This is a genomic window from Glutamicibacter sp. AGC84 (assembly GCF_053543575.1).
In genome coordinates this window covers 32,516-58,736 of the sequence record NZ_JBLVOC010000012.1, presented here as the reverse complement: position 1 = coordinate 58,736, position 26,221 = coordinate 32,516, and the positions used below count along the sequence as shown (strand labels likewise).

General features: G+C 63.7%; 20 protein-coding genes and 1 pseudogene. 7 read left to right on the top strand and 14 right to left on the bottom strand.

From position 1 onward, the window contains the following. Nucleotides 1-232: 232 nt before the first annotated feature. The 4 genes from ACNPN0_RS07980 to xylA are packed head-to-tail and all read right to left on the bottom strand — an operon-like array spanning nt 233 to nt 4,733. On the bottom strand, nt 233-766 hold the full coding sequence (locus ACNPN0_RS07980) for a TetR/AcrR family transcriptional regulator (RefSeq protein WP_448938029.1): 534 nt from the start codon (nt 764-766) through the stop codon (nt 233-235). A gap of 33 nt (nt 767-799) precedes the next feature. After that, a complete protein-coding gene (locus tag ACNPN0_RS07975; protein ID WP_448938030.1) occupies nt 800-2,068 on the bottom strand; it encodes an FAD-binding protein in 1,269 nt (422 codons plus the stop codon). A 9-nt stretch (nt 2,069-2,077) separates the two neighbouring features. Continuing rightward, nucleotides 2,078-3,505, bottom strand: coding sequence for a xylulokinase (gene xylB / locus ACNPN0_RS07970; RefSeq protein WP_448938031.1), 1,428 nt, complete (start codon nt 3,503-3,505; stop codon nt 2,078-2,080). A gap of 40 nt (nt 3,506-3,545) precedes the next feature. After that, nucleotides 3,546-4,733 carry a xylose isomerase gene (gene xylA, locus ACNPN0_RS07965; protein ID WP_448938032.1) on the bottom strand — a complete coding sequence of 396 codons (1,188 nt, stop codon included), beginning with the start codon at nt 4,731-4,733 and terminating at the stop codon, nt 3,546-3,548. Between the two features lie 133 nt (nt 4,734-4,866). Here xylA and ACNPN0_RS07960 point away from each other — a divergent pair, with 133 nt between their 5' ends. Continuing rightward, entirely contained in the window at nt 4,867-6,102 is a 1,236-nt protein-coding gene (locus ACNPN0_RS07960; protein ID WP_448938033.1) for an ROK family transcriptional regulator, read from the top strand. On the opposite strand, the gene ACNPN0_RS07955 is transcribed toward ACNPN0_RS07960, so the two are convergent. Next, nucleotides 6,087-6,896 carry a MerR family transcriptional regulator gene (locus ACNPN0_RS07955; protein WP_448938878.1) on the bottom strand — a complete coding sequence of 270 codons (810 nt, stop codon included), beginning with the start codon at nt 6,894-6,896 and terminating at the stop codon, nt 6,087-6,089. The genes ACNPN0_RS07960 and ACNPN0_RS07955 overlap by 16 nt on opposite strands. Before the next feature lie 263 nt (nt 6,897-7,159). On the opposite strand from ACNPN0_RS07955, the gene ACNPN0_RS07950 reads away from it, so the two are divergent. Then, on the top strand, nt 7,160-8,449 hold the full coding sequence (locus tag ACNPN0_RS07950) for an adenylosuccinate synthase (protein WP_388024618.1): 1,290 nt from the start codon (nt 7,160-7,162) through the stop codon (nt 8,447-8,449). A 381-nt stretch (nt 8,450-8,830) separates the two neighbouring features. Here the strand turns inward: ACNPN0_RS07950 and ACNPN0_RS07945 are convergent. Continuing rightward, nucleotides 8,831-9,241: pseudogene (locus ACNPN0_RS07945) on the bottom strand (HipA domain-containing protein); the annotation flags it as partial. A 337-nt stretch (nt 9,242-9,578) separates the two neighbouring features. Continuing rightward, nucleotides 9,579-11,108 carry a sodium:solute symporter gene (locus ACNPN0_RS07940; RefSeq protein WP_448938034.1) on the bottom strand — a complete coding sequence of 510 codons (1,530 nt, stop codon included), beginning with the start codon at nt 11,106-11,108 and terminating at the stop codon, nt 9,579-9,581. Between the two features lie 368 nt (nt 11,109-11,476). Between ACNPN0_RS07940 and ACNPN0_RS07935 the strand changes: the two genes are divergently transcribed. From ACNPN0_RS07935 to ACNPN0_RS07915, 5 genes are all read left to right on the top strand, one after another. Further along, on the top strand, nt 11,477-13,132 hold the full coding sequence (locus ACNPN0_RS07935; RefSeq protein ID WP_400343165.1) for a thiamine pyrophosphate-dependent enzyme: 1,656 nt from the start codon (nt 11,477-11,479) through the stop codon (nt 13,130-13,132). A gap of 135 nt (nt 13,133-13,267) precedes the next feature. After that, entirely contained in the window at nt 13,268-14,551 is a 1,284-nt protein-coding gene (locus ACNPN0_RS07930; RefSeq protein ID WP_448938877.1) for an AAA family ATPase, read from the top strand. 23 nt (nt 14,552-14,574) lie between these two features. Beyond that, complete coding sequence (locus ACNPN0_RS07925; protein WP_448938036.1) at nt 14,575-16,203, top strand: hypothetical protein; 1,629 nt, start codon at nt 14,575-14,577, stop codon at nt 16,201-16,203. 132 nt (nt 16,204-16,335) lie between these two features. Beyond that, nucleotides 16,336-16,710, top strand: a complete 375-nt coding sequence (locus ACNPN0_RS07920; protein ID WP_105657927.1) for a hypothetical protein — start codon at nt 16,336-16,338, stop codon at nt 16,708-16,710. A gap of 91 nt (nt 16,711-16,801) precedes the next feature. Further along, the gene (locus ACNPN0_RS07915) at nt 16,802-17,233 is read left to right on the top strand and encodes an SRPBCC family protein (protein ID WP_166650869.1); all 432 of its coding nucleotides are present in this window, start codon (nt 16,802-16,804) and stop codon (nt 17,231-17,233) included. Between the two features lie 19 nt (nt 17,234-17,252). Here the strand turns inward: ACNPN0_RS07915 and ACNPN0_RS07910 are convergent, their stop codons facing one another. The 7 genes from ACNPN0_RS07910 to ACNPN0_RS07880 form a co-directional block, all read right to left on the bottom strand. Further along, nucleotides 17,253-18,014, bottom strand: a complete 762-nt coding sequence (locus ACNPN0_RS07910; protein ID WP_448938037.1) for a polysaccharide deacetylase family protein — start codon at nt 18,012-18,014, stop codon at nt 17,253-17,255. A 103-nt stretch (nt 18,015-18,117) separates the two neighbouring features. After that, nucleotides 18,118-19,422 carry an MFS transporter gene (locus ACNPN0_RS07905; RefSeq protein WP_448938038.1) on the bottom strand — a complete coding sequence of 435 codons (1,305 nt, stop codon included), beginning with the start codon at nt 19,420-19,422 and terminating at the stop codon, nt 18,118-18,120. Between the two features lie 129 nt (nt 19,423-19,551). Then, a complete protein-coding gene (locus ACNPN0_RS07900) occupies nt 19,552-19,830 on the bottom strand; it encodes an HPr family phosphocarrier protein (protein ID WP_105657931.1) in 279 nt (92 codons plus the stop codon). A gap of 52 nt (nt 19,831-19,882) precedes the next feature. After that, on the bottom strand, nt 19,883-21,565 hold the full coding sequence (gene ptsP / locus ACNPN0_RS07895) for a phosphoenolpyruvate--protein phosphotransferase (RefSeq protein WP_448938039.1): 1,683 nt from the start codon (nt 21,563-21,565) through the stop codon (nt 19,883-19,885). After that, complete coding sequence (locus ACNPN0_RS07890; protein ID WP_448938040.1) at nt 21,562-23,556, bottom strand: PTS fructose transporter subunit IIABC; 1,995 nt, start codon at nt 23,554-23,556, stop codon at nt 21,562-21,564. Before ACNPN0_RS07890 ends, ptsP begins: the two co-directional genes overlap by 4 nt. Nucleotides 23,557-23,558: 2 nt before the next feature. Continuing rightward, nucleotides 23,559-24,536: a 1-phosphofructokinase family hexose kinase gene (locus ACNPN0_RS07885; RefSeq protein ID WP_448938041.1), complete on the bottom strand. Its 978-nt coding sequence runs from the start codon at nt 24,534-24,536 to the stop codon at nt 23,559-23,561. Next, entirely contained in the window at nt 24,533-25,309 is a 777-nt protein-coding gene (locus ACNPN0_RS07880; protein WP_448938042.1) for a DeoR/GlpR family DNA-binding transcription regulator, read from the bottom strand. The genes ACNPN0_RS07885 and ACNPN0_RS07880 overlap by 4 nt, the downstream gene beginning before the upstream one ends. Between the last annotated feature and the right edge of the window lie 912 nt (nt 25,310-26,221).

The following is a 26,221-nucleotide window of genomic DNA, read 5'->3' as shown; positions in this document are numbered from 1 at the left end:
CCACGACCTGGCACGCAGGACGCCCAACCGTACCCGGACTTCGCGCAGGAACGGATCGCCGCCGCTCGGATGTGCGGCACGCCAGTGATTGCGCGTTGGGTGGCTGATATGGCATTGGCCGAGTTCGCGTACCTGGAGATCCAGTGCAAAGCAGCCTGGCTGCTTGCCGCCTCGGTGCAGGAAGCGAAAGACTACCTGGCAAGTTTGGTTGAGGACGTCCCGGCGCGAGGCGCTAGCCGACCAGGCCGGCTACGGCCCGCTGCAGGCCCCAGTCGAAGCCGTCAGCCAGGGGTGCATCGACATCGAGCTGCACGAGGTTCTGGCGGTAGGCGACCGAGCCGAGCACGTGGTTCAGCAGCAGCTGTTGTCCATGGCGGGCATTTTCGGCAGGCAGCCCTGCTGCTTCCAGCAGGGTGCGAAGCTGCAGCACCGGCTGGAGCTCGGTGGCCTGCATTGCGGTGGCGACTTCGATGACCTCGGGGCTGTCCTGGATCGGCAGCAACGCGAGGTAGAGCTTGCGCGCCAGCTGCAGGATTGCCTCGGATGGGGAATTGTAGTCCTCGGCATCCACCGACAGCGCAGGGGTGTTCAGCAGCTGGGCGGCAACCTGCGCCAGCAGCTCCTGCTTGTTCTTCACATGCCAGTAGAGCGCACCGACCTGGACATCGAGTTCCTTGGCCAATCGGCGCATCGACAAATCAGCCAACCCGAACTGTTGCAGGATGCCGACCGCGGTGTCCACGACCGTTAACTGAGTCAATGCCATGGTGACAAGTCTAGTCGCAACGCCTGTGCGCGTTCAGGCTCCAAACACCGTGCGGTCCAGGAAGTCGTTGCGGAACTTGCCGGACGGATCCAGGCGCTGCGCCAAGGCAATGAAGTCGTTGAACTTCGGATACAGCCCGGCCAGCTGCGCGCCGGTGGCTGCGAAGAGCTTGCCCCAATGCGGGCGTGCCGCAAAAGGTGCCAATGCTTCCTCGATCCGTGGAAGGAGCGCCTCGACAGCCTCCTGCTGGGGCTTCCACGTGAAGTGCAGGGCGATGCCGTCACGGCCGTAGTTTCCACTGAGCCACAGGTCATCGGCGGCAATGGTGCGCACTTCCGAGACCAGCAACAGGGGAGTGATGGCGGGAGAAAGCCTGCGGACAGCCTGGATCGCTTCGACAGCGTGCTCGCGCGGAACCAGGTATTCGGTCTGCAATTCATCGCCGGCACTGGGGGTGAAGTCCATGCGGAAATGCGCCAAGCGATCCGACCATGCACCGGCCTGGCCCAACTGGATGCTGCAGATCCCGCCATCTGCGCCGGGCAGCGGGTGCAGCGCAGCGGTCGCCGGGAACCCGCCGAATCGGCCCTGGTCAATATGCTCTGCCAGCGCGTCGCCGACCCGGCGCTTGAGCCAGGCCTGGCCTACCTGCTCGCCGCTCCAGTCAGTGAACAGGCTGACGCTGTAGGCCGAAGCCTGAATGGTGTCGAAGTCCTCGAGCACCTTGTCCCAGGACAGGTCCTGGTAGACGGTCTGCTCCACCTCGAAGCTGGGCACGATATCCAAGGTGAGGTGGGTCAGCACGCCCAGCGCACCCAGGCCGACCACGATGCCATTGAAATCCTCGCCGCCGCGCTTCACGCTCAGCTGCGAGCCATCGGCCAGCACCAGTTCCACCGCGCGCACGGCGGTGGCGAGGTTGCCATGGGTTTCGCCGGAACCGTGGGTTCCCGTGGATACCGCCCCGGCAACCGAGATATGCGGCAGGGAGGCGAGATTGTGCAGGGCAAAGCTGGCGCGTTGCAGTGCATCAGCCAGGGCGCCGTAGGTAGTGCCGGCGCTGACGCGCACGGCCATTGCCTGCTCATCAATCTCGATGGCTTCTGGCATCTTGGCCAGAGAGATCATCAGCTCCTGTGTATCGGCGATGTCATTGAATGAATGGCGCGATCCCAGGACCTTCACGGATTTTGCAGCACGCACCAGGTTCTGCAACTGTGCAAGGCTGGTGGGGTAGAGCAGTTCTTTGGCCCGGTATTCAAGATTTCCGGCCCAGTTCAGTTCCCTGTTGCGCAGTTCCACGGCTATTCCCTACTTGTCGAGCCACTGGCTGGAAACCAGTGCGCGGTAGCGTTCCAGTACCTGCGGGGCCGGTTCCATCGCCGGGACTTGGGCAGTGCCCTGTGCCCAGTGGGGGAATTCTCCGGCCAGGACGCCGGCCGCCTGGCGGGCGGCTCCATCGGCCACGTATTCGCCCGGGGCGGGGACCACGATTGGCAAGCCCAGGATCTGCGCGGCGATCTGCTGGACCGCGCGGGACTGCGCGCCACCGCCGACCAGGATGACGCGCTGGGCTTGGACACCTTGCGCTTCCAGTGCGCGCAGGCCGTCGGCCAGCGAGCAAACTACCGCTTCCACCGCGCTGCGGGCCAGATTCGCGGCGGTGTAGTTGGCTCGGGTGATGCCATGCAGGGAGCCGGTGGCCTCTGGCAGGTTAGGGGTGCGCTCGCCGTCGAAGTAGGGCAGCAAGGCCAGGCCGTCGCAGCCCGGGGCGGCGGACAGCGCCAGGTCATTGAATTCTTCGAGGCTGGCCTGCAGCAGGCTGGCAGTGGCGTCGAAGATGCGGGTGGCGTTCAGGGTGCATACCAACGGCAGGTAGTTGCCGGTGGCGTCGGCGAAGCCTGCCACCAGGCCGGAAGCATCTGCCGAGGGGGAATCGGCAACCGCGAAGACGGTGCCGGAGGTGCCCAGGGACATCACCGCATCGCCCACCTTGGCGCCTACGCCCAATCCGGCTGCGGCGTTATCGCCCGCGCCGGCACCGATCAATGCGCCAGACGCGGTGCGGCCAATGGATTCCAGCGGCCCTGCAACGGCTGGCAGCAGCGGGGCGTGGCCCAGGTGCTGCTCCAGCGCCTCGAGGTCGTAGGCGTTTTCGGCTGGACGGTAGTATCCGGTGCCCGAGGCATCGGAGCGATCGGTGCGCAGGGCGGCCAAGCCTTCGGCGCCGCTGCCCGGACCGTAACCGGCCAGTCGCCAGGACAGCCAGTCGTGCGGCAAGCAGACGGCGGCGACCTTGGCGGCGTTTTCCGGTTCGTTGTCCTTCAGCCAGCGCAGCTTGGCCAGCGTGATCGACGAGACCGGGAGGGTGCCGGTGCGCTGTGCCCAGTACTTGGCGCCGGCTTCCATATCGCCGTCACCGGCATCGGAAATGATGTCGGTGGCGGACTGGGCGCTGCGGGTGTCATTCCACAGCAGCGCCGGACGGATGACGGTGCCCGATTCATCGAGCACCACCATGCCGTGCTGCTGCCCACCCACCGAAACTGCGGCTACATCATCCAGGCCGCCGGCCTGGGCGATAGCAGCCTGCATCGCAGTGAACCAGAACTCTGGATCCACTTCGGTGCCCTCAGGGTGCGAGGCGCGTCCGGAGCGGATCAATGCGCCGGTTGCGGCGTCGCGGATGACCACCTTGCATGATTGGGTGGACGAGTCGATGCCGGCAACGAGCGTCATTGTTCGGGCTGCTTCCTTCGGTGGGGTGGGTGTGCGGGGTTTAGCGGGCGTTGAGCAGGTGCTCGATAGCCAGCTGGTTCAGGCGGATGAACGCGAAGTTGCGCTGCGCCGCGGCGTTGGCGTCGAAGTCGGCGAAGCTTGCCGCATCGTTCATCAGCTGTGCTGCGGTTTCGCCAGCGTTCAGGGTGGTTTCGCCCAGTTCGAAGACACCGGAAAGCTTCATGGCATCCTGTACTTCTGGATCTGCGCGGAATGCCTGTGCGCGTTCCTTGAGCATCAGGTACATGGACATGTTGGCCTTGGCCGAGTCCCAGACGCCATCGTAGCCGTCGGTGCGCGATGGCTTGTAGTCGAAGTGGCGTGGGCCGTCGTACTTCGGTCCGCCGGTTGGGAAGCCGTTCTCCAGCAGGTCAACGGTGAAGAAGGCGCTGGTCAGATCGCCGTGGCCGAAGACGAGGTCCTGGTCGTACTTGATGCCGCGCTGGCCGTTGAGGTCGATGTGGAAGAGCTTGCCTGCCCACAGCGCCTGGGCGATGCCATGGGTGAAGTTCAGGCCAGCCATCTGCTCGTGGCCGGTTTCCGGGTTCAGGCCAACGATGTCGCCGTGTTCCAGCTTCTCGATGAAAGCCAGGCCGTGGCCAACGGTGGGCAGGAAGATGTCGCCGCGTGGTTCGTTTGGCTTCGGCTCCAACGCGATGCGCAGGTTGTAGCCCTTGTCCTTGATGTAGCCGGCCGCGGTGTCCACGCCTTCGCCCATGCGGTCCAGTGCTGCTGCCAGGTCCTTGGAGCCATCGTATTCGGAGCCTTCGCGGCCGCCCCACATGACGAAGGTTTCGGCGCCCATCTCGGCTGCCAGGTCGATGTTGTGCAGGACCTTGGCCAGTGCGAAGCGGCGGATCGAGCGGTCGTTGGAGGTGAAGCCGCCGTCCTTGAACACCGGGTGGCTGAACAGGTTGGTGGTCACCATCGGGACCTTCAGGCCGGTTTCTTCCAGTGCTGCGCGGAAGTCCGAAAGGATCTGCTCGCGCTGGGAAGCGGTGGCGTCAAAAGGAATCAGGTCATTGTCGTGGAAGGTGATGCCGTAGGCGCCGAGTTCGGCGAGCTTGTGGACGGCTTCTACCGGGTCCAGGTTCTTGCGGGTGGCGACACCGAAGGGATCGGCACCGGTCCATCCCACGGTCCACAGTCCAAAAGTGAAGCGGTCGGCGGCGGTTGGCTGAAGAGTCATGGGATGCATCCTTGGATCGGGGTGGTATGGCTTCCGCCATTTAGTTTATGTTCTGAACTATATGGGTGGCAATACGCTAGAGTCAATAGCGAAACCCGCAAATCCATTCCAGGAATTTCCACAAGGAGAAGGCATGCGCCAACCAGCGTCCAGCGCCAGAGCCGCAGCATCCTCGGCCCCGGGCAACGTCGGGGACGTGCGCAAAGCCAACTTGGCCAGGGTCCTGTCGGTGATTGCCGGCACCGGCGATGCCGGGAGGCTATCGCGAGCTGATATCGCCCAGCGCAGCCAATTGACCAAGGCCTCGGTCTCCAGCCTGGTCGCCGACCTGTTGGCTGCCGGGTTGGCCATTGAAATCGGCGTGCACCGCGACGGGGAACGCGGACGACCCTCGGTGGGGCTGGTGCTCAATCCCGCGCGCTGCGTGATGGGCATGGAAATCAATGTCGACTACATTGCCGCCGGATTAGTTGACCTGAGCGGCAAACTGCTGGCGCACGAAATCCGGCCGCGCACCAATCACCGCTCGAACTCCGGAGAAGTGCTCGCCGCGCTGGGGGAACTGAGCCGCAATCTGCAAGAAGCGGCCCAATCCCAAGGACTGGCGATTCTTGGCGGAGCGCTCGCCGTCCCGGGCTTGGTGGACGAGGAGCAGTTCACCGTCTTGCAGGCCCCCAACCTCGGTTGGGTGGAGCAGGACCTGGACGTCGCGGCGCTGCTGCCCGAACCCAAAACCCGCTTCAGGCTCTTCAACGAGGCCAACGCCTCGGCGCTGGCCCAGCAGCAATTGATGGAGGCCCAGGACCGCGACTTCCTCTTTGTCTCGGGGGAAGTGGGCATCGGCGGCGGATTGATTATCGACGCTGAACTCTTTGCCGGACCCCAGGGGCATGCCGGCGAACTCGGCCATGTGGTGATCGCCCCCGAGGGCAAGGCGTGCAGCTGCGGCGGGCGTGGCTGCTTGGAAACCGTCGCCGGGCAGGAAGCTATTCTGGCCGCTGCCAACCTCGGGGCGGCAGGCGGTAGCGAATCGCGCCAGGAGCGAATTGGCCGGCTCTACCAAGCGCTGGAAACCGGTGCCGAACCGGCAGTGGGCGCGGTGGCCGAGGCCGGAAAATCCCTGGGAATTGCCGTAGCCTCGGCGATGCGCCTGTACAACGTTTCCACCGTGGTCTTTGGCGGGCATTTTGCCGCCCTGGAGCAGTGGTTGCGTCCTGCCATGGAAGCCAGCCTGCAGGTGCACGCGCCAAGCATTGCCGCCCAAGCGCGGCTGCTGTGTTCGCCGCTGGGCCAAACCGGTGCGCTGGTCGGCGCCGCGCGCAGCGTAGTGGGAGACCTGCTGGAGGCCCCGCATCAGCTGGTTGGCTGAGGCTTGCTGACCGGTTGCTGCAGCTCGGTCACCCAATCCGCTTGGTTTTCCGACACGGCGCGCACATAGGCTTCGCGGCACGGACCGGATGGGACTAGCCCGCGGGCCAAGACTTCCTCGTGCACGGCCTGCCAGCTTTCATGGATGGTGTCCATGGCTCCCAGATGCACCCCGCAGATCGCCTCGGGCACTGCAGGAAGCTCGATGATCTCGACCCCGGCGAGGTTCATAGCGCTAGTGGCGTATCCGGCAATGACCTCTACGCCATCCTCGGTGCCATCGTATTGCGCAATGGGGGTGGCAAGGCTCTGGCCCTGAAGGGACTGCGCGATTCTGTCGAAGAGGGGACCGACGCGACCGGCGATTTCAGGTTGCTCGGCCACCGTGAAACGGCCTGCGGCCAAGCGCAACGCGGGCAATGGCTTGTGGATGATTTCAATGCGTGACATGTGCTTCTCCTTGGAGATCAAGTGCAGGCGCCGCTGCACATCTGCCAAACGCTGCGTGGCCAACTGGTGTTCGGCCTCAACCTGCGCCCGGCGAATGTGCAGAAGCTCGGCTATTTTTCCAGCTGTTGCTCCCTGATCCAGGATTATGGAAATCTCTTCGAGCCCGAACCCCAAATCCCGCAAGGCGACGATTTGATGCAAACGCTGAAGCTGGGAAGGATCATAGGAACGGTAGCCGCTGAACGGGGCCACATGGGCGGGGGTGAGCAGGCCGGCAGTATCCCAATGCCGCAGCATGCGGTGGGTAACCTGGCCGATCTGCGCAAACGCCCCGATGGATAACATGCTTCAGTTCTCCGCCCTCACACTATCTCAGGGTCAAGTCTGCGCGAGAAACTCGTTGATATCCATGATTAACCCCGACTTCGTGACGTGCAACTCGAGATTCGCTAATCGTTTCGGTAAACTTTGGTCGTAAGAGCCCCTAACTCTTGCAACGGACCTCCGGGTTTCAGTGAGCAGGACAGGGGCATATTTTTTGCCCGGCACCGTGCCGGGACGGCGCTAAGCACGCCGTAACCACTGCTTTTTGCAAGGGGGAGGATCCCATGCCAGCAATCGTGATCGTCGGAGCCCAATGGGGCGATGAGGGTAAAGGAAAGGCTACCGACCTGCTCGGTGGCAAGGTTGACTATGTAGTGAAGCCAAACGGCGGCAACAACGCCGGGCACACCGTGGTCGTCGGCGGAGAGAAGTACGAGCTCAAGCTCCTTCCTGCCGGCATCCTTTCTCCGAACGCCACTCCGATTATCGGCAATGGCTGCGTGGTGAACCTTGAAGCCCTCTTCGAAGAAATCGACGGCCTGGAATCGCGCGGCGCCGACACCTCGAAGCTGCGTGTCTCGGCCAACGCGCATCTGGTGGCCCCGTACCACCAGACCATGGACAAGGTCACCGAGCGCTTCCTGGGCAAGCGTGCCATTGGCACCACCGGACGCGGCATCGGCCCGGCCTACATGGATAAGGTCGGACGCTTGGGCATCCGCGTACAGGACGTCTTCGACGAGTCCATCCTGCGCCAGAAGGTCGAAGGCGCACTGCGCCAGAAGAACGAGCTGCTGGTCAAGATCTACAACCGCCGCAGCGTCGAGGTCGAGGAAATCGTCTCGTACTTCCTCTCCTACGCCGAGCGCCTGCGCCCGCTGGTCATCGACTCCACCTACGAGCTGAACAAGGCTCTGGACGAGGACAAGGTCGTGCTGATGGAAGGCGGCCAGGCCACCTTCCTGGACGTGGACCACGGTACCTACCCATTCGTGACGTCCTCCAACCCGACTGCTGGTGGCGCGTCCGTGGGTTCGGGCATCGGCCCGACCCGCATCACCCGCTCCATCGGCATCATCAAGGCCTACACCACCCGCGTGGGTGCTGGTCCGTTCCCTACCGAGCTGTTCGACGACATGGGCCTCTACCTGCAGAAGACCGGTGGCGAATTCGGCGTAAACACCGGACGCCCGCGTCGTTGCGGTTGGTACGACGCTGTGCTGGCTCGCCACGCTTCGCGCGTGAACGGCTTCACCGACTACTTCGTGACCAAGCTGGATGTGCTCACCAACATCGAGCAGATCCCGGTATGCGTGGCCTACGACGTTGACGGCGTCCGCCACGACGAAATGCCGATGACGCAGACCGAGTTCCACCACGCTAAGCCGATCTTCGAGTACTTCCCGGGCTGGACCGAGGACATCTCGGGTGCGCAGAGCATGGAAGAGCTTCCGGAGAACGCAAGGAACTACATCCTGGCATTGGAGAAGATCTCCGGCACCCGGATCTCCGCCATCGGCGTAGGCCCGGACCGCGATCAGACCATCGTGCGCCACGATCTGATCCAGGACTAAGTTCCCGGGACTTAGGAGCTATCGCAGTTCATTAATGAATGAACTGCGATAGCTCCTTTTTCGTGTGCGCGGCCCTGAGCCGAGCAGGTGACCAGCTTCTGTCATGTCAAGCGGAATTCCTAGGATTGAAAAGCGCATGGTCGTAGTGACGGACATGCGCAACCAACACGTGAACGTATCAAGGCGGAAGCCGAATGCCAGAAGAGGCTACTGTCAGCGCAGTCATTATCAGAAACGATGCGGACAGGTTCTGGCAGCCGGCAAACGAGGTGCGGCATCTTTCATATTTCCTAATGGCAAACCGGAGCCAGACGAATCTGCTATCGACGCGACCATGCGAGAAGCCAGTGAGGAATGAGCCAGGGGGCAACCCCCTAGTGGTTATGTGCTTGGCGGGATGAGCCGGTCGATGCGCTCTCTGGTGTCAGCGGCAACGCCGAGGAGCATGAGGGTGAACCAGCCTTCTGCGCGTGATTTTTCGATGAGCTCCGGGAACGCATCCAGCATTGCCTTCAGGGTAGTGCGTATTTGCCTGGCGGCAATTTTCGCAGGGACACCCCAAGAGGCCGCTTCGTCCATCAAGTGCCTGCCGTTGACCTCGTCGATGTGCACGCCGGAGCCTACGTACAGGGACAGCTCTCGGCCGGCGTGCTCCCATACGGCAGTGGGGACCACATCGTAGGCCGGAGCCAGCCGCACGGTTCCGCGGTCGATGGTCAGCCCGATGTCCCCAGCGTGCATGTCGCAGTTTCCCAAGGCCAGGTTCACGGTCAGGTCTTTGAGCAGCCGTGGTCGGTGATGGTGGCCGTGTGCACCCCGTCATCAGGTGATGAAAAGTTTGAGCATCAGCGACAGAGCGGCAATGAAGGGTTTCAACTTTGCGGGAACGATAAAGATGCCCAGATTCCAACGTTGCAAAACTGGCGTTTGCAAGTTCCTGTACGGCAAAGAGGGCCCTGCTGAAATGTGGCCTCAGAATTTCATAGCCCACTTGGAGTCCTGCGCAGTCAATTCTGCGGCGCCGAATATCGAGGAGCAAAACGATCCCCGTGCTCAGTAGTGATCAAGGCTGAGCAACACTGAGCCCGAGGCTCGAATACAAGGGTTCGCTTCGATGCTGCCTACTGGCCTAGAGTGTTGATTCCTGTGCTGTAGTGCTGGCCCGAGTGCCGTGGGTCTTGCCGGCAACTCGCAGGTTCCAGTGCTCGATCACCTGCCGGCTAGTGGGCTTGGTCAACAGCGAAACAGCAATGAACGCTACTGCCGAAGCGATCAGGCCGTAGTAGATCGGCTCATTGGCGTAGACGCCGTCGAACTTGTTCTCAGCCTGGATCTCCAAGATGATCATCGTGCCCAAAGTAGCTATTGATCCTGCCGCCATGGAGGCTGTGGCCCCAGCGCCATTGGCGCGCTTCCACAGCAGGCCGCCGATGATTGCCACCAGCAATCCGCCCACCAGGATGTCGTAGGCAATGGTCAGTGCTGCGACCACGTCGTCCACCAGGATTGCCAAGGTGACCGTGACGACGCCCAGCGCCATCACCCAGATGCGGTTGGCGCGAACATCATGCTCGGGGTTCTCATCGGTATTCACTTCCACGCGCTTGCCGAACCAGCTGGCCGCAAATGGGGTGACGTCGGTGCGGGCCACGGTTGCGGCGGCGATCAGCGCCCCGGAGGCGGTGGACATCATCGCGGCCACGGCTGCGGCCATGACCAAACCTCCCACGGCAACTGGCAGCAGCTGAGTGGCGACCTCGGCATAAACCACGTCCTTGTTCTCCGCCGCGCCCGCGATATTCGGCAGCGCCACCTTCGCGGCCATGCCAATCAGTGCGCCGGCAGCGCCGTAGAAGATGCAGTAGATGCCAGCGGTCATCCCGCCCCAGCGGGCGACCTTCGGGGTTTTGGCGGTGAAGACGCGCTGCCAGATGTCCTGGCCGATCAGCAGGCCCAGGGTGTAGACCACGAAGTAGGTGATGATCGACTGCAGCCCCATGCCGGTGAAGCTGAAGAATTCGGCGCCCATGCGCTCGCGGATGCCGTCCAGGCCGCCGGCGGCATGCATGGAGAAGGGCAGCATCAGGGCGAAGATGCCGATGGTCTTGATGATGAACTGCACCTGGTCGGCCAGGGTGATGGACCACATGCCGCCAATGGTCGAGTAGACCACAACAATCGCGCCGCCGATGGCGATGGCCAGCCATTTCTCCCAGCCGAAGAGCACCACGAAAATGGTGGCGTAGGCGCTGGTGGAGGTGGCGCAGAGCATCAGCGTGTAGGCCAGCATGACGATGCCGGAGGTATTGGTTGCCGCCGCGCTGCCGTAGCGCAGGGTCAGCATCTGCGAAACGGTGAAGACCTTGAGCTTCTGCAGCGTCGGGGCGAAAGCCAGCGACAGCAGGATCACGCCTGCGCCAATAGCCACCACGAGCCACATGCCGGAGATTCCGTGCTTGTAGCCCAGGCCAACGCCGCCAACGGTCGAGGCTCCGCCGAGCACCACTGCCGCCATGGTTCCGGTGTAGAGGAAGGGGCCCAGGCGCCGGCCGGCCACCAGGTAGTCGCTGCTGTTCTTGGTGCGGGATTTGCCCCACCAGCCAAAGGCCAGCATTGCGGCCAGGTAGGCGGCGACAATCGCGCCGTTGATGAATTCCATGGAGAACCTCGATGTCCGGATGAAGGCAGCGCTTACTGTAAGTAAACTTTTGTTGCATCACAGGCTACTAGTGCTGGCGCTGCCGATCAATGGAAATCGCGAACATTGCCCACCGCACTGCTCTGGCCAGCCGCAATGTGACGAAGCAAACCGTTCCATTCAGTGAAACTTTCTGGACATTTTGCGCTCAAATATGATTCACATACGGCATCGTGTCACATATGCGTAGCATTCGATCGGCAATGTGTGCAATCGCAGCTTGTTTAGTACTGTTTCACGTTGACGCAGCGTTGCATCATTGGCCAGCAGGGCCGTTTTCCCCGCCGTTGCGTCAGACGATTTCTCGAAACCAGAAAGACGCCTAGAAGATGAGTGAAAATGGTCAGGGCCTGACAAAGAAGTCGGCCGGACACGTCATTGTCGACACGCTTGCCGCGCACGGCGTGGAACGCGCCTACGTGGTGCCGGGTGAAAGCTACCTGGATGTCCTTGATGGGCTGCACAACTCGCCAATCGAAACCGTGGTCTGCCGCCACGAAGGCGGAGCCACCTACATGGCCGAAGCTGAAGGCAAGATGCACCAGCGCCCCGGCATTGCCATGGTGACCCGTGGCCCGGGAGCTGCCAACGCCCACGTCGGCCTGCATACCGCATGGCAGGATTCGACCCCGCTGGTGCTGTTCGTGGGGCTGATCCCGTTCGAGCACCGTGAAAAGGAAGCCTTCCAGGAATTCGATCCCAAGGCATGGTTCGGCACCGGCGCCAAGCGCGTGATGATCCTGGACCACGCCGATCGCGCCAGCGAAGTCGTCGCCGAGGCCATGTTCGCTGCCATGTCCGGACGCCCGGGCCCGGTGGTCGTCGGCCTGCCAGAAGACATCATCCGCAACGAAGTTTCCGCCGAAGTCCATCCGGAAATCCCGGTGGCTACCGGCGGCATGACCGTGACCGACTGGAAGGCGCTGAATACCGCCTTGCAGGAAGCGGATAAGCCGCTGTTCATTTTCGGCGGCAACGACTGGTCCCACGAAGGCGCAGCGGACTTCACCCGTTGGCTCGAGGAACACGACCTGCCAGCCGCTGCCGAATGGCGTTGCGAGGGTACCGTGCCTTTCAACTCGCCATCCTATGTTGGCCCGATCGGCTACGGCCGCCCCAAACCGACCTACGACCTGCTGGAAGAGACTGATCTGCTGATCTTCGTCGGCACGGTTCCAGGCGACGTCATCACCGACGGCTTCAATGTCCGCCAGAACTGGGACAAGAAGAACTTCCTGGTCACCATCGACCCGTCGCTGCGCGGGCGTTCCGGCCCGGTATCGCACCAGATTGTCGCCAAGCCCGATGTCTTCGTTCGCGACCTGCTGCTGATGGATTTGCCGGTCAAAGAATCCTGGAAGGAGTGGACTTCCCGGATGCGCGGCGAGCAGGAGAAGTTCGCCGAACTTCCACCAGCGCAGCCTTCCGCGGGCCAGGCGAGGATGGCGACCATGATGGCTAATCTGGTTGGATCCCTGCCCGAAGACGCCCTGGTGACCTTCGGCGCGGGCGAGCACACCAACTGGGCCCACCGCTACTTCCCAACCAACGGCTACGCTTCGATGCTCTCGGCACGCAACGGTTCCATGGGCTACTCGATCCCTTCCGCCGTCGCCGCTTCGCTGAACTACCCGGGACGCCGCGTGGTGACCATCGCAGGTGACGGCGAGTTCTTGATGAATGGCCAGGAACTGGCTACCGCTGCCCAGTACGGCGCCACCCCGCTGGTGATCGTCATGGACAACCAGCAGTACGGCACCATCCGCACCCACCAGGAACGCCAGTACCCGGAACGGGTTTCCGGAACCCAGCTGGCCAACCCCGACTTCGCGCTGATGGCGCAGTCCTTCGGCGGGTTCGGCGTCCGCGTCGAGAATGATTCAGATGTCCCGGCTGCCTTGGAAAATGCGCTGAAGGCCATTGACGAAAACAAGAAATTCGCGTTGATCCATTTGGTGGTAGAGCAGGGAATCAAGGCCTACTAGGTACTGGGTGCGCTCAGCGAACAGACGGGTCTGCGACGTATAATTCCAGCGGGTGTCGTTTCTAGCGATACCCGCTGGATACTTTAACCAGCAGAGGCAACAGACCGAGACCTTCAACCGTGGAGCGGCCCTAGAATGAACGATGCCCTTATTGCTAGCCTCCTCCGGGCCGTGGAAGCAGCGCCGGACGACCATGCCCTGCGATTGCACCTGGCTGAACAGCTCGATGGTGCCGGTCGATCCGCCGAAGCGCTGTCCCATGTCAGCATCGTGCTGCAGCAGGATCCGGGGAACGCGTCCGCGCTGGGAATGCTTGGAACGATCAGCGCGTCGATGGCCGCAGCGATGGCCCCGCAGGCGCCCGTCGCACCCGCAGCGGATGCCGCGCCGGCTGGAAACCAGCAGAACGACACGCCACCAGGCTACGACTGGGAAGCAGGTTCCAAGGAACTCGGCAGTTCGCTGCCGGCGCCCTTTATTGAAGGACGGGTCCCACTGCACTCGGATGCGGGGTCCGATGCCCCGGATGTTCCCATCGAGAACCCGGCCGGACCGGGAGTCACCCTGGATGATGTGGGTGGCTTGCAGGCGGTCAAGGACCGCCTGCACGAATCCTTCCTGGCACCGATGCGCAACGCCGCAATTGCCAAGGCTTTTGGCAAATCATTGCGCGGCGGGCTGCTGCTGTATGGGCCACCGGGATGCGGCAAGACTTTCCTGGCTCGCGCGGTGGCCGGTGAGCTGAAAGCCAATTTCATGTCTGTCACCATTACCGATGTGGTTGACTCCTACATCGGTGAAACGGAAAAGCGGCTCAAGGCGATTTTCGACCAGGCCCGCAAGAATGCTCCAACGGTTCTCTTCATCGATGAGATTGATGCCATCGGCATCCGCCGCGGTTCGCTGACTGGATCCGGCGCGTGGATGCGCCAGATGGTCAATCAGCTGCTGATCGAGATGGATTCGCTTGCGGGAAACAACGATGGCCTTTACGTTCTGGGGGCTACCAACCATCCATGGGATCTGGACGAAGCACTGCTGCGTCCAGGCCGGTTGGACCGGACCCTGCTGGTGACTCCGCCGGACGCGCCGGCACGTGAGTCCATCTTGCGGTACCACTTGAAGAACCGCCCGATTGCCGGAATCGACCTGGAATGGATTGCGGCACAGACCGACGGATTCTCGGGTGCGGACCTGGAGCACGTGTGCACCACTGCCGCCGAGAAGGCAATGATGCAATCCATCGAGCGCAACGAGGTTCTCCCCTTGGACATGGGCCATATCAGAACTGCCCTGGCGGAAATCAAGGCGTCGACTTTGCCGTGGCTGGAATCCGCGCGAAATGTGGTGCGCTTCAGCAACCAGCATGGCCGCTACGATGATTTATCCGAGTATCTGGTTTCGCAGAACATGCTCTAGAAAGCACCGGGGGAGTACACCGCATGGAATTCGAGCGACTGCATCACCGGATCACCCACCACCTGGCGATCGGACGGGAAACCGAAGCGATTGCCTTGCTGAAGGATAACCTCAACGAGCACCATCAGGTCCCTGCCTTCTGGATCCTCTATTCGTCATGCCATTTGAACCTCAAGCAGTGGGCCAAAGCGGAGTCCGCTGCCAGAGCCGGGCTGAATCTGGATCCTGCCAACCCGGTGGCCGGGGAGTGCCTGGCCGTCGCCCTGATGCGCCAGCATCGACGGGAGGAGGCACTGCTGGCGATCCGGCAGGTAATCGAAACTGAACCGGAATACGGCAACGGGCACTACTGGCTGAGCATGATCACGCTCAGCGATATTCGGAGCAACGATGACAGGGTGCTGGCCCGCCAAGCCATCGAGCACGCGATTCGGCTGGAGCCGGGGAACCCCGACTACTACCAGGGCGCGGCAATTGCTGCCGAAGCCCAAGATGACAACCGGGCGGCTCTCGGATTCCTCCAATCCGGGCTGCAGATCGACCCCAATCACCAGGGGCTGTTGCGGGCGGCCGGAAGTATCGGCAATGGCGAAAAAATCGTTGGGGAACAAGGCGATGTGCTGCGTGGATTGATATCCATGGATCCGATGAACGAAGGCCTGCATCAGGACTACGCGGAAACCTTCGTTGCGAAGCAAACTGCCTACGCTAATCGGTTCTGGCTTTTCACTCCGGTGCTGGCAGTTGCCGCTGCCCTGGGGCAGCGGGCTGGTGGAACCGGGGCGCTGCTGGCGATTGCCGCCATTGCCATCGCGGCCGGGCTCTTTGGATGGTGGAACAAGAAGGCGTACAGCAAGGCGGCCAGATCGTTGCCCGCCGGCTACGCCAAGGACATTGATGCGCGCTTCCCCAAACTGCCCCGAGCCATTCGCGCCTACCGGATTGGTTGGCTCCTGAGCACGAGCGGAGCGGTCCTGGGCTGTTTCCTGCCGGTGGCTGGCATCATCGTGATGCTGCTCGGTGTGCTGGCAAGCCAGCTAGGAGCACTGTGGATCCTGCAAGAAAATGCTGGCCCGCCAAGAAAGGGCTCCGACCGCCACGAGCAACGCCGGTACCTGGTCCGGTGCAGCGGCTTGCACGCGGCTGGCTTCTGGAAGCGGGCGTGCCTGGCGCTCATCCAGCTAGTGTTCTTAGGGATTTGCTTGGCCAATGAAAGCAGGATCGCTGCCGTGCCAGCCGGATCGGTGGCCGCCGGACTGCTGGTGCCTGGCATTTCCTTGCTGGCAGCCCAAGTCCGTCTTGGATTCAAGGAAAATGCCTTTGCCTACGGGCTGGCTGTCAGCTCCTCGGCCAAAAACCGGAACTTGGCCATGCTTCGCGGCAATATCGGCGGCCTGTATTTCATCGGGGTGCATCTGTTCGCCGGGCTGTTTGCCGCGGCTGCATCGCTGGGGCTGCTCATATCGGGAGTGGAGGGTTCGCTGGATTCGCCCCCGGAGCCCCGCCATCCAAGCCAGGATAGCGTCCTCGACGAAAACTTGCTGAATCAGCTCAAGGATGTGGAAACTCCGGATTCCCAGCCCCGTGAATACTCGATCCCTTCGCTGCCGGACATGCCCGATATCCCGTCCCTCGGCGTCCCGAACCAGTGAGCAGGAACCTACGCGGAAAAGATCACAACGCCGTGGGCCTTTCTGTCTTGGCACGCGCCCGCTGAAGAAATAAGATGAATTGCTACCGATTCCCGTGAGCACTAGAACCCCAACCACGAGGTGGATAATCTGATGGCACAGATGAGCGAAGAGCTCATTGAGCAGTGGGCTGACGCAACTGCTGAAATCTACAATGAGTCCCTGACTGGCATTAATCTGAGCCGTCTGCCCGAGGCAGTGGCTCAGTACGTCGACCTCTTCGCGCAGAGCGAGAACTTGACGTTCAATGGGGAGGCCACCCCCACCGATTACTTCGATAATCACCCATTCCTCGCGGTGACCGCAGTGCTCAACAGCCCCGAGGCGCTGGAAGCCCTGGATTCCGACGCGCAGGATGCGTTGGATGCGATGGTTGACTTCACCGAGGCCTGGTACAACTTCGACCTCGAGAATGAGCCGGAACTCGGTATCTCCGAGGCGGATGGCGACGACGAAGAAGACTGGTAAGCCTTCTGCCGCCCAGAGGCCGGAAACCGGATTGCATGCCAACAGCCATGAAGCTATTCCATTTGGCCGCCGAGGGTGGCACTATGCGGATATGAGCCAGTTCAGCGTTTTCGAGAGCACCGTGGTCATTCACCTGCCGGTGCACCGTGTCTGGGAGCTGCTTACCGATTGGGCAGCAACACCCTTGTGGATCCATGGGATCGGCTCCATGCATTCGGACGACCCGCAGCTCAAGGTCGGCACCCAGCTGGTTTACCGCGTTGCCGGCCATGAACGCGTGTATCGCGTCCATGACCTGATCGAGAACCGCTTGCTGATCCTGCACACCTCGGAGAATCCCGATGGGCTCTCCTACCGCTACGACCTGAAGGACGACGCGGGGCATACCGAGGTAGTGCTGCAGGTGGCAATCATCAACCCGGACCTGACGGTGGAGCAGTGCGAGGAGCTGGCGGCAAATATCCGCGAAAGCGAAGGGGACAAGCTGGACCAGCTGCGGCTGTACGCAGAGCAGGCCCCCTGAGCACCTGCGCGGCGCAAGACTATTTCGTTGCGCCGGAAGCAGGAGCCGAAGCATAGGCCGTCGAATTCTCCAGCTGGCCATTGAATAGCTGGTCCACGGTGACCGGGGTGTAGCCATCGGCCTTCAGCTTCTCCACGAGATCCGGCAGTGCCTTGACCGAGCTCTCATGGATGTCATGCATCAAGATGATGGAGCCCGGATGGACTTCGTCCATGGCGATGCGCACCGTTTTCTCCGGATCGTGGTGCTTCCAATCCAGGGTGTCAACATCCCACAGCACCAAGGGGTAGGGCACCAGCTGGTCATAGACGGCACCGTGATTCCCATAGGGCGGGCGGAAGACGGTGGGCTCGTGGCCGGAGGCCTTTTCTACCGCTTCGCTGGTCCATCCCAGCTCATGCTGGATCTGTTCCCTGGTCAGCGTCGTGAGATCCGCATGGTCCCAGGTATGGCTGCCCAGCTGGTGGCCTTCGGCGGCCATGCGCTTGACCGCGTCGGGGTATTTGGCAATGTTCTTCCCGACCATGAAGAAGGTGGCTGGCGCATCCGCGGCCTTCAGCTCGTCGAGCAGCCGCCCGGTGTACTGGCCAGGTCCGTCATCGAAGGTCAGCGCCACGCATCGAGCCACGGCGCAATCCACCTGCTCGCTTGCCGCGGAGCCCGTGGGCTGCGCATCGGGAGCAGGCGCTGGTGCAGGGGAACAGGAAACCAGGAATGCCGGGCCCAGCGCCAACAGGGCCAGCAGGGCCAGGCGCGCCTTGCCGGGCAATCGAGAAGTCATCCTTCCACCTTCCCGCCATGCCCGGTCCGTGCCCGGGAACTACACGCGGAAATCTGCTGGGAGTTTGATCAGCGCCGGCCCCGCGCCAGCTGGTCGCAACCGGTCAGCTGCGCTCGCCGTCCAGCGCCGCCGGAACGGGGTCCGAGAGCGGATGCGCTATCTCGTCGCGGGCAAATTTCCCGGCCCACCATGCGATGATTCCGAACAGCGGCGAGGCGAGGCCGGCAATGACGAATATCGCCTGCAAGCTGAGCACCTGGGTCAAAGGTCCCGCCGCCGCCATGGACAGCGGCATCAGCGCCAGCGAAACGAAGAAATCCAGGCTGGAGATCCGCCCGAGCAGGTGTCCGGGAACCCGGCGCTGGAGCAAGGTGCCCCAGATGACCATGCCCACGGCATCGGTGATGCCGAAGGCCAGCAGGATCGCGAAGAGCATCCACGCGGCATCGACGTAGCCCACCAGGGCCAGGGGCAAGGTGCCCAGGCACCAGCAGGCGGTCATCAAGCTCAAGTAGCGCCGCGGGAATTTCGCGGACGCGACCAGCAGCGAGCCGATCGCCGAACCGAGGCCGAAGAAGGCCAGTGCGAAGCTGAACAGTGTCGCGTCCCCGTGCAGGTTGCCGCTGACGATGAAGGGCAGCAGCACCTCGAAGGGCCCGATGAAGGTGAACACCGAAATGACCGAGAACAGCAGCGTCCACAGCAGCCAGCGGGTGCGCACCGTGTAGCCGATGCCTTCGCGCAGCTGCCGGAACATCCCGGGCTGTCCCTGGCCGTCAACGGGGCCTGGCGCGTTGTACGCCTGGCGGTTGGGGATCCGGCGCAGCATCAGCAGCGCCGCGAGGTGGATTACGCAGATGCCGACGATGGCGTGCGCCGGCGAGAGTCCCGCCACCACGAATCCGGCGGCCATCGGGCCCAGGGCGGTGTGCACCACCGGCCGGGCTGTCCCTTCCAGTCCGTTGGCGGCCAGCAGCTGCTCGGCGGGCAGCATTTTGGGCAGTAGCGCGGAGTAGGCGGGGTAGAAGAAGGCCGACCCGGCCCCGCCGCAGAAGCCGGCGAGCATCAGGTGCCACAGCTCCAGGGCACCGGCCATGGCCAGTACCGCGGTGATGCCCATGACTGCCAGCGACAGCGCCTCGACCAGCATCACGATCCGCCGGCAGGAATGGCGGTCCGCCATGATCCCGCCGAGCAGCACAAAGCAGAGCAGCCCGGCGGCACTGGCAGTGGCCACGGCAGAAAGCTGGATGGGCCCGCCGCCCAGCTGGCGCACCTGGTAGACCATTGCCACGGCCCACATGCCGGCGGCGAAGGTGGAGAGGACAAGTGCGCTGGCCAGCAGGGCGTAGTCGCGGTAGGCGAACGGCTTGATGAGGCGCAGTGCAGAGGTTTTGAGCGCGCTCATTAAAGCTCCTGCGGTAGTGCGTAGGAACTATCATCCATCCACTGATTGGGTTTTGTCAATCAGTGGATGGGAATTAAAGAACTCCGGGGACCACGCGATGGCGCGTGGCCCCCGGAGCTCGGCTTCGGGCTACTCGGCGTCGTGGTCGGTTTCCAGGATGGCCGCCAACTGCTCCAGGGCAGCTTCGGCTCCTTCGCCCTCGGCGCGCAGCACTACGGTGGTTCCGTATTCCGCGCCCAGGCCCATCAGCGAGAGGATGCTGGACGCGTCCAGCGCCTCGTCCACGGGCTCGCCCTGAAGGGCGATGGTGACCTCGACCGGCGCCTCGGCCGCGGCCTCGGCGAAGATGGCTGCCGGGCGGGCGTGCAGGCCGACGCGGCTGCCGATGATTGCTGTACGTTCTGCCATGATGGCTCCTTCAGGATCTCTTGAACGGTTGATTGCGGTAAATTCGGGGGGCCTAGAGGCCAAATCGGTCCAGCTCGCCCAGCTGCGCGCGCACGGCAGTGCGTGCCGCCTCGGCCGACTCGGCGTCCAAGGCCAGCTGGGACAGGCGCTGCGCAGTGGGCAGGTCCACGGTGCGCAGCACCGCGGCAACCGGTGCCAACGCCCGCTTGTTCATGGACAGGGTGTCCACGCCCAGGCCCACCAGCACCACGGCCAGCGCCGGGTCGGCGGCCGCTTCGCCGCACACTCCGACGGGCTTGCCGCCGGCCGCCTGCGCACCGGCGGCGGTGGCGGCCACCAGGTGCAGCACTGCCGGCTGCCAGGGGTCGTTGAGCTCGGCCAGGGCGCCGAGCTGGCGGTCCGCGGCCATGGTGTACTGGGTCAAGTCGTTGGTGCCGATGGAGACGAAATCGCAGCGCTGCAGGATCTGGCCCGCCAGCACCGCCGCCGAAGGGACCTCGATCATGGTCCCAGCGGTGGCCAGGCCAGCGGCCTTGGCCAGCTGCGCGAATTCCTGCGCTTCGGACGCAGTGGAAATCATCGGCGCCATCACCCAGATCTCGGCCTGGTGCTCGCCGGCGGCTTGCGCAATGGCCTGCAGCTGGCGTTCGAGCACGCCCGGGCTGGACAGGTCGGTGCGGTAGCCGCGCACGCCGAGGGCCGGATTCGGCTCGCTGGCATCGGTCAGGAAGGGCAGCGGCTTGTCCGCTCCCGCATCCAAGGTGCGCACCACGACCTTGCTGCCGGGGAAGGCGGCGAAGACCGCACCATAGGCTGCCACCTGCTCGTCATGGGAAGGCTCCTTGTCCTTGCCCAGGAAGCAGAACTCGGTGCGCAGCAGGCCCACGCCCTCGGCGCCCGCCGCGGCGGCCAGCTGCGCGTCGTCGCCGCTGCCGACATTGGACAATAGCGGCACGCGGTGCCCGTCGCGCAGCTGCCCGGTGCCGGAGAACTCCGGCAGCGCCTCGCGGTTGGCGTAGGTGGCGGCCAGATGCTCTTCGGCCTCGCCGGGACCGGTGATGACCAGCCCGTCGATGCCGTCCACGAAGACATGGTCCCCGTCGGCCAGCGCTGTGGTGCCGGCAGCGGCCACGATGGCCGGAAGGCCCAGCGAGCGCGCGATGATGGCGGTATGCGATTGCGGCCCGCCATCGGAGGTGACCAGTGCCAGGACCTTGGCCGGATCCAGCGTCGCGGTATCGGCCGGAGCCAGGTCCACCGCGGCGAGGATGAAGGGCTGGTCGGAGTCCGGGATGCCCGGGGCGGGCACGCCGCGCAGCTCGGCGACGATGCGCGAGCGCACATCGAGCACATCCCCGGCGCGTTCGGCCATGTAGCCGCCGAGCGCCGACAGCTGCGTGGCGACCGCGTCGGCGGCCTCCCAGATGGCCGATTCGGCGCAGGTGCCCGATGCCACCAGCTTGGTGGCCGACTTGAGCAGCGTGCGGTCGCTGGCCATCAGCGCGGTGGCCTTGAGCACGGCTTGGGCATCGCCGGTGGCCTGCGCCGCGCGTTCCTTGAGCTGCGCGGCGACCGCCTGCGTGGCCTCGGCCAGGCGCAGGGATTCGGCTTCCGCGCTGGAACCTGCTGGCAGGGGCGCGCCGTCGGCGGGCGGGAGGATGGGGTCGGGCATGCGGCGCACGGATCCGATGACCCGTCCGGCGCTGACGCCTACTCCGGTGAATTTCTGGCTCATGCTGCGGCCTTTGCCTCTTCAGCGGCCCGTGCGGGGGCCTTGCGGACATATTTCTTCAGGATGATCACCAGCGCCGCGGAAACCAGCGTGCCGATCACGGTGGCCACCAGGAACATCGGCCAGGTGCTGTCCATCGCGAAGAAGACGAAGATGCCGCCGTGCGGTGCCTGGGAGAGCACATCGAAGCTCATGATCAGCGAGCCGGTGACCCCGGCACCCACCATGGAGGCCGGGATGACGCGCAGCGGGTCGGCCGCGGCGAAGGGGATGGCGCCTTCGGAGATGAACGCGGCACCCAGCAGCCAGGCCGCCTTGCCGTTTTCGCGTTCCGCCCCGGTGAACAGCTTCGGGGACACTGCGGTGGCCAGGGCCATCGCCAGCGGCGGAACCATGCCGGCAGCCATCACGGCGGCCATGATCATCAGCGGGGCCGGGTTATCGGCCACCGAACCGGCGCCCAAGCCGGCTACCGCGAAGGAATAAGCGACCTTGTTGATCGGCCCGCCCAAATCGATGGCCATCATCAGGCCCAGGACCAGGCCGAGGATCGCCGCCGCGGTGCCGGACATGCCCGCCAGCCAGCCGTTGAGGGCTTCGGTGAGCTGGGCAATCGGTCCGCCAAGGAACAAGAACATCAGGCCCGAAGCGATGATGGAACCGAGCAACGGCACGATGACCACTGGCATCAGCCCGCGCAGCCAGCGTGGCACGGTCCAGGAATTGATCCAGCGGCAGGCCAGGCCGGCGATAACGCCGCCGACGATGCCGCCAATGAACCCGGCTCCCATGAAGCCTGCCACGGCACCCGCGGTGAAGCCCGGGGCGATGCCCGGACGGTCGGCGTAGGCATAGGCGATGTAACCGCCCAGCGCCGGGACCAGGAAGCCCATGGACAGGCCACCGATCTTGAACGCCACCGCGCCGAGGTAGGCCAGCAAGCCAGCTTCCGGCAGATTGAACAGCGTATTTTCGGTCAAGTACTGGTCTGCTGCATCAGTGATGGCATAGCCGCCGAGCAAGAAGCCCAGAGCGATCAGCAGGCCGCCACCGGCGACGAACGGGATCATGTAGGAGACACCGGTGAGCAGCGCGCGCTTCAGGCCAGCGCCGAAGCCCTCGGAAGCAGAATCCGTGGAGCGCTCGCTTGCCGTTTCGTTGCCGGCTGGTACCTTGCGGGCCGCCGGATCCTTGGCCGCGGCCAAGGCATCCTTGAGCAGCTTTTCGGGTTCATCCACACCGCGTTTGACTGGAACCTGGATCACTGGCTTGCCGGCGAACCGCGATTGGTCGCGCACGTCGACGTCCACCGCAAAGATCACCGCGTCGGCCTGGGTGATCAATGCCGGATCCAACGGCTTGGACCCCGAGGACCCCTGGGTTTCCACAGCGAAGTCAATGCCGAGTTCTTCGGCGGCCTGTGCCAGGGAATCGGCGGCCATGTAGGTGTGGGCGATGCCGGTCGGGCAGGCGGTGACGGCCACGATCTTCGGCCGCGCCGTGGCAGCGGGTGCTGCTGCTGGTGCAGCTGGTGCGGCGGGGGCATCGGAGAGTACTTCGGAGACCAACGCGACGATTTCCTCGTTGCTCCTGGCTGCACGCAGGGCCGCGGTGAAGGGTTTCTTCACCAGTGCGCGGGCCAGCTTGGAGAGCAGCTTCAGGTGCTCCTTGTCGGCGCCTTCCGGGGCGGCAATGAAGAAGACCAGATCTGCCGGGCCGTCCTTGGCACCGAAGTCCACCGGGGTGCCCAGCCGGGCCATGGCCAGGGTGGGAACGGTGACCGCTGCTGATCGGCAATGCGGAATCGCGATGCCGCCGGGCACGCCGGTGGCCGTCTTCGCCTCGCGGGCCAAGGCATGCTCGGCCAATTCGGCAGCGCTGGCGGCTCGCCCGGCCTGCGTGATCTGCTGGGCCAGGTACTGGATGACGTCGGTACTCGTGGAACCTAGATGCGCATCCAGGGTGACGAGCCGGGTTTCGATCAGATCGCTCATGGTCAGGATCCTTGCCTTGGGGTGAGTTCGATGACGCTGACCGCATCGATGCGGAGGTCGGTTGGGGTTGGGATGCCGGAGCCGGGCAGCGAGGCCGCCGCGGTTCCGTAGGCGATGGCCTGGCGCAGCTTGAACGCCGGCAAGTGGCCTGCCGTGTCTGCCAGCAGATAGCCGGCCAGCGAGGAATCGCCGGCACCTACCGTGCTGCGCGGGGTGATCGGCTGCGGCCAGCCGTGCCAGCAGCCCTCGGCAGTGGCCAGTACCGCGCCGTGCGCACCCAGGGTGGTGAGCACCGCGGCCCCGGGGCGGCGCAGCAACTTGGAGCTGGCGCGAGCGGTCAGCCCGGGGTCCGCTTCGAGCTGGGCTTCGCCCAGGTCCTCGCCCAGCAGCTCGGCAAGCTCTTCGGCGTTGGGCTTGACCAGATCCGGGATGTGGATCTCGTCGTGGGCGAAGAGCTGGCGCAGCGGCTCCCCAGAGGTGTCCACCGCAATCTTCGGGCACTTCGAGCCCAGCTGCTCGCGCAACGACGCGGTAAGCAGGGCGTAGTAGTTCGCCGGCACCCCGGGTGGCAGCGACCCTGCCATGACCAGCCAAGCGGCGCCAGCGCAGGAATCGCGCACCAACTCCGAGAGCTGCTCCAACGTGGCCGCGTCCAGCTCAGGACCGGCCTCGTTGATCTTGGTGGTAGATCCATCCGGCGAGGTCAGCGTCGTGTTGGTGCGCAGCGCAGCATTGATTTCCAGCGCCCGGTAGGGCAACTGGTCGGCGGCTAGGGCGGCGATGAGCGGATCGTTTCCGGCTCCGGGGAGTACAGCGAGGGTCCGCTGCCCGGCGGCGAGGATGGCCCGCGCAACATTCACGCCCTTGCCTGCGGCCTGCAGGTGGCTGCCAGCGGCCCGCTGCACCGCACCGGGCTGCAATGCGGCGGCCAATTCGATGGTCTTGTCCAGTGCCGGGTTGACGGTCAGCGTGATAATCATGCGATCACCACCTCGACATCCGCCGCTTCCAGCGCAGCGGCAAGTTCAGTGCCGGGCTGCTGGTCGGTGACCAGGGTGTCGATGTCTTCGAGCCGGGCGAAGCAGACCAGGGTTTCCTGGTCGAATTTGGATCCGTCGGCCAGCAGCACCACGCGGCGGGCACTGGCGACCAAGGCGCGCTTGACGGCAGCTTCCAGCGGGTCCGGGGTGCTCAGGCCGAATCCTGCATGCAGCCCGTTGGTGCCGACGAAGGCGATGTCGGCCCGGTACTGGGAATACTCCTGCACGGTGCGGGCTCCGCTGGAGGCGCCGGTGATGCCGCGGACCCGCCCGCCGATCAGCTCCAGGGCGACATCCGGGCTGTGGACCAGCGCCGAGGCAATGGGCAGGGCGTGGGTGATGACCACCAGTCCGGTGCCCGCGGTGCTCTTGAGCATGCGCTCGGCCAGGATTTCCGTGGTGGTTCCCGCGTCGATGATGACCGAGGCATCGGAGACCGGCAGCAGGCTCAGCGCGCGCTGGGCGATGCGGGCCTTGGACTCTGAATGGATGGCGGTGCGCACCACGTAGCTTTCCTCGCGGGTGCTGGCTTCGGTGGTGGTGACCGCTCCGCCGTGGACGCGGCGCAGGTAGTTCTCGGATTCCAGCTGGGCCAGATCCCGCCGCACGGTTTCCCGGGTGATATCGAAGCGCTGCGCGAGCTGGGCGACGGTTACTTTCCCGTCAGCTTCCAGCTGCTCAACGATCAGCCGGTGTCGTTCTTCGGCGAACATTCTTGCCTCCGCAATTCCTCATGACCTGCAACACATTGATCTGTGTTTCCATGACTTTATGCCCGATTATGTGGCATCGTCAAGTGAAAATCTGGGGAATCTTTGGCTTTAGTTGGTTTTGAGTGGGTTTGCTAGGGGTTATGCAGAAACAAGGCTGGGAGATATGCGTAACCAAAGCAGCGCGCGACTCGATCCTGTCCGCGGCAAATCGCCATCTGTGCGGCCTCAGTTGACTGGAAACCCAGCTAATGAGCAAGACGTCTGTACGGCCAGGAACCAGGGCGGGCAGTTCATGAATTCGACAGAAATCATAGGTTGCCGGGCGAATGAGTTGCGTCAGGATGACGTGCCTGGATCAGGCCATGCCACTCTCCGTGCTTGAATGCGTTCGGTCGAGCTGGCTGAAGTGCAACAGCCCTTTGTGCATTCCTTTTCTCCTCGGATGTTACTCTGCCAAGGTACAACTTCGACCGGAACAGCGTGGGGGCGATCTGAGGTCAGCTCTTATATTTGCACTAGTGGGCGCCTGCTAAAGTCTTTCCGTTGGATTGGCATTTGGCGATGGATTCGTTATTGCGTTCTTGCAGGCTTCCTAGTTGCATTGGGGTCGAATTTACCATGACGGTGAAAACCATGGGGCCCACCGGCAATCTCGGGTCGGCGTCACTGCCGTCGAAGCCAGAGGCCCGCAGCTCGAGGTTGTATTCGCGTACTTCGTCGGAGAGTTCGATTGTTATCTAGTTCGAGCGTTCCTCCCAAACCAAGTACATGATCACGGGAGTCGCATCGGGGAAGTATCGCGTCGAGGGCGGTATCGAATTAGGGCCGGCCTACCAGAGCACCGAATAGCTCGTGATGAATCCAGTGGTCATCGTAGCGGAATCGAATGGCGAGGAAGCCCTGGACTTGGCG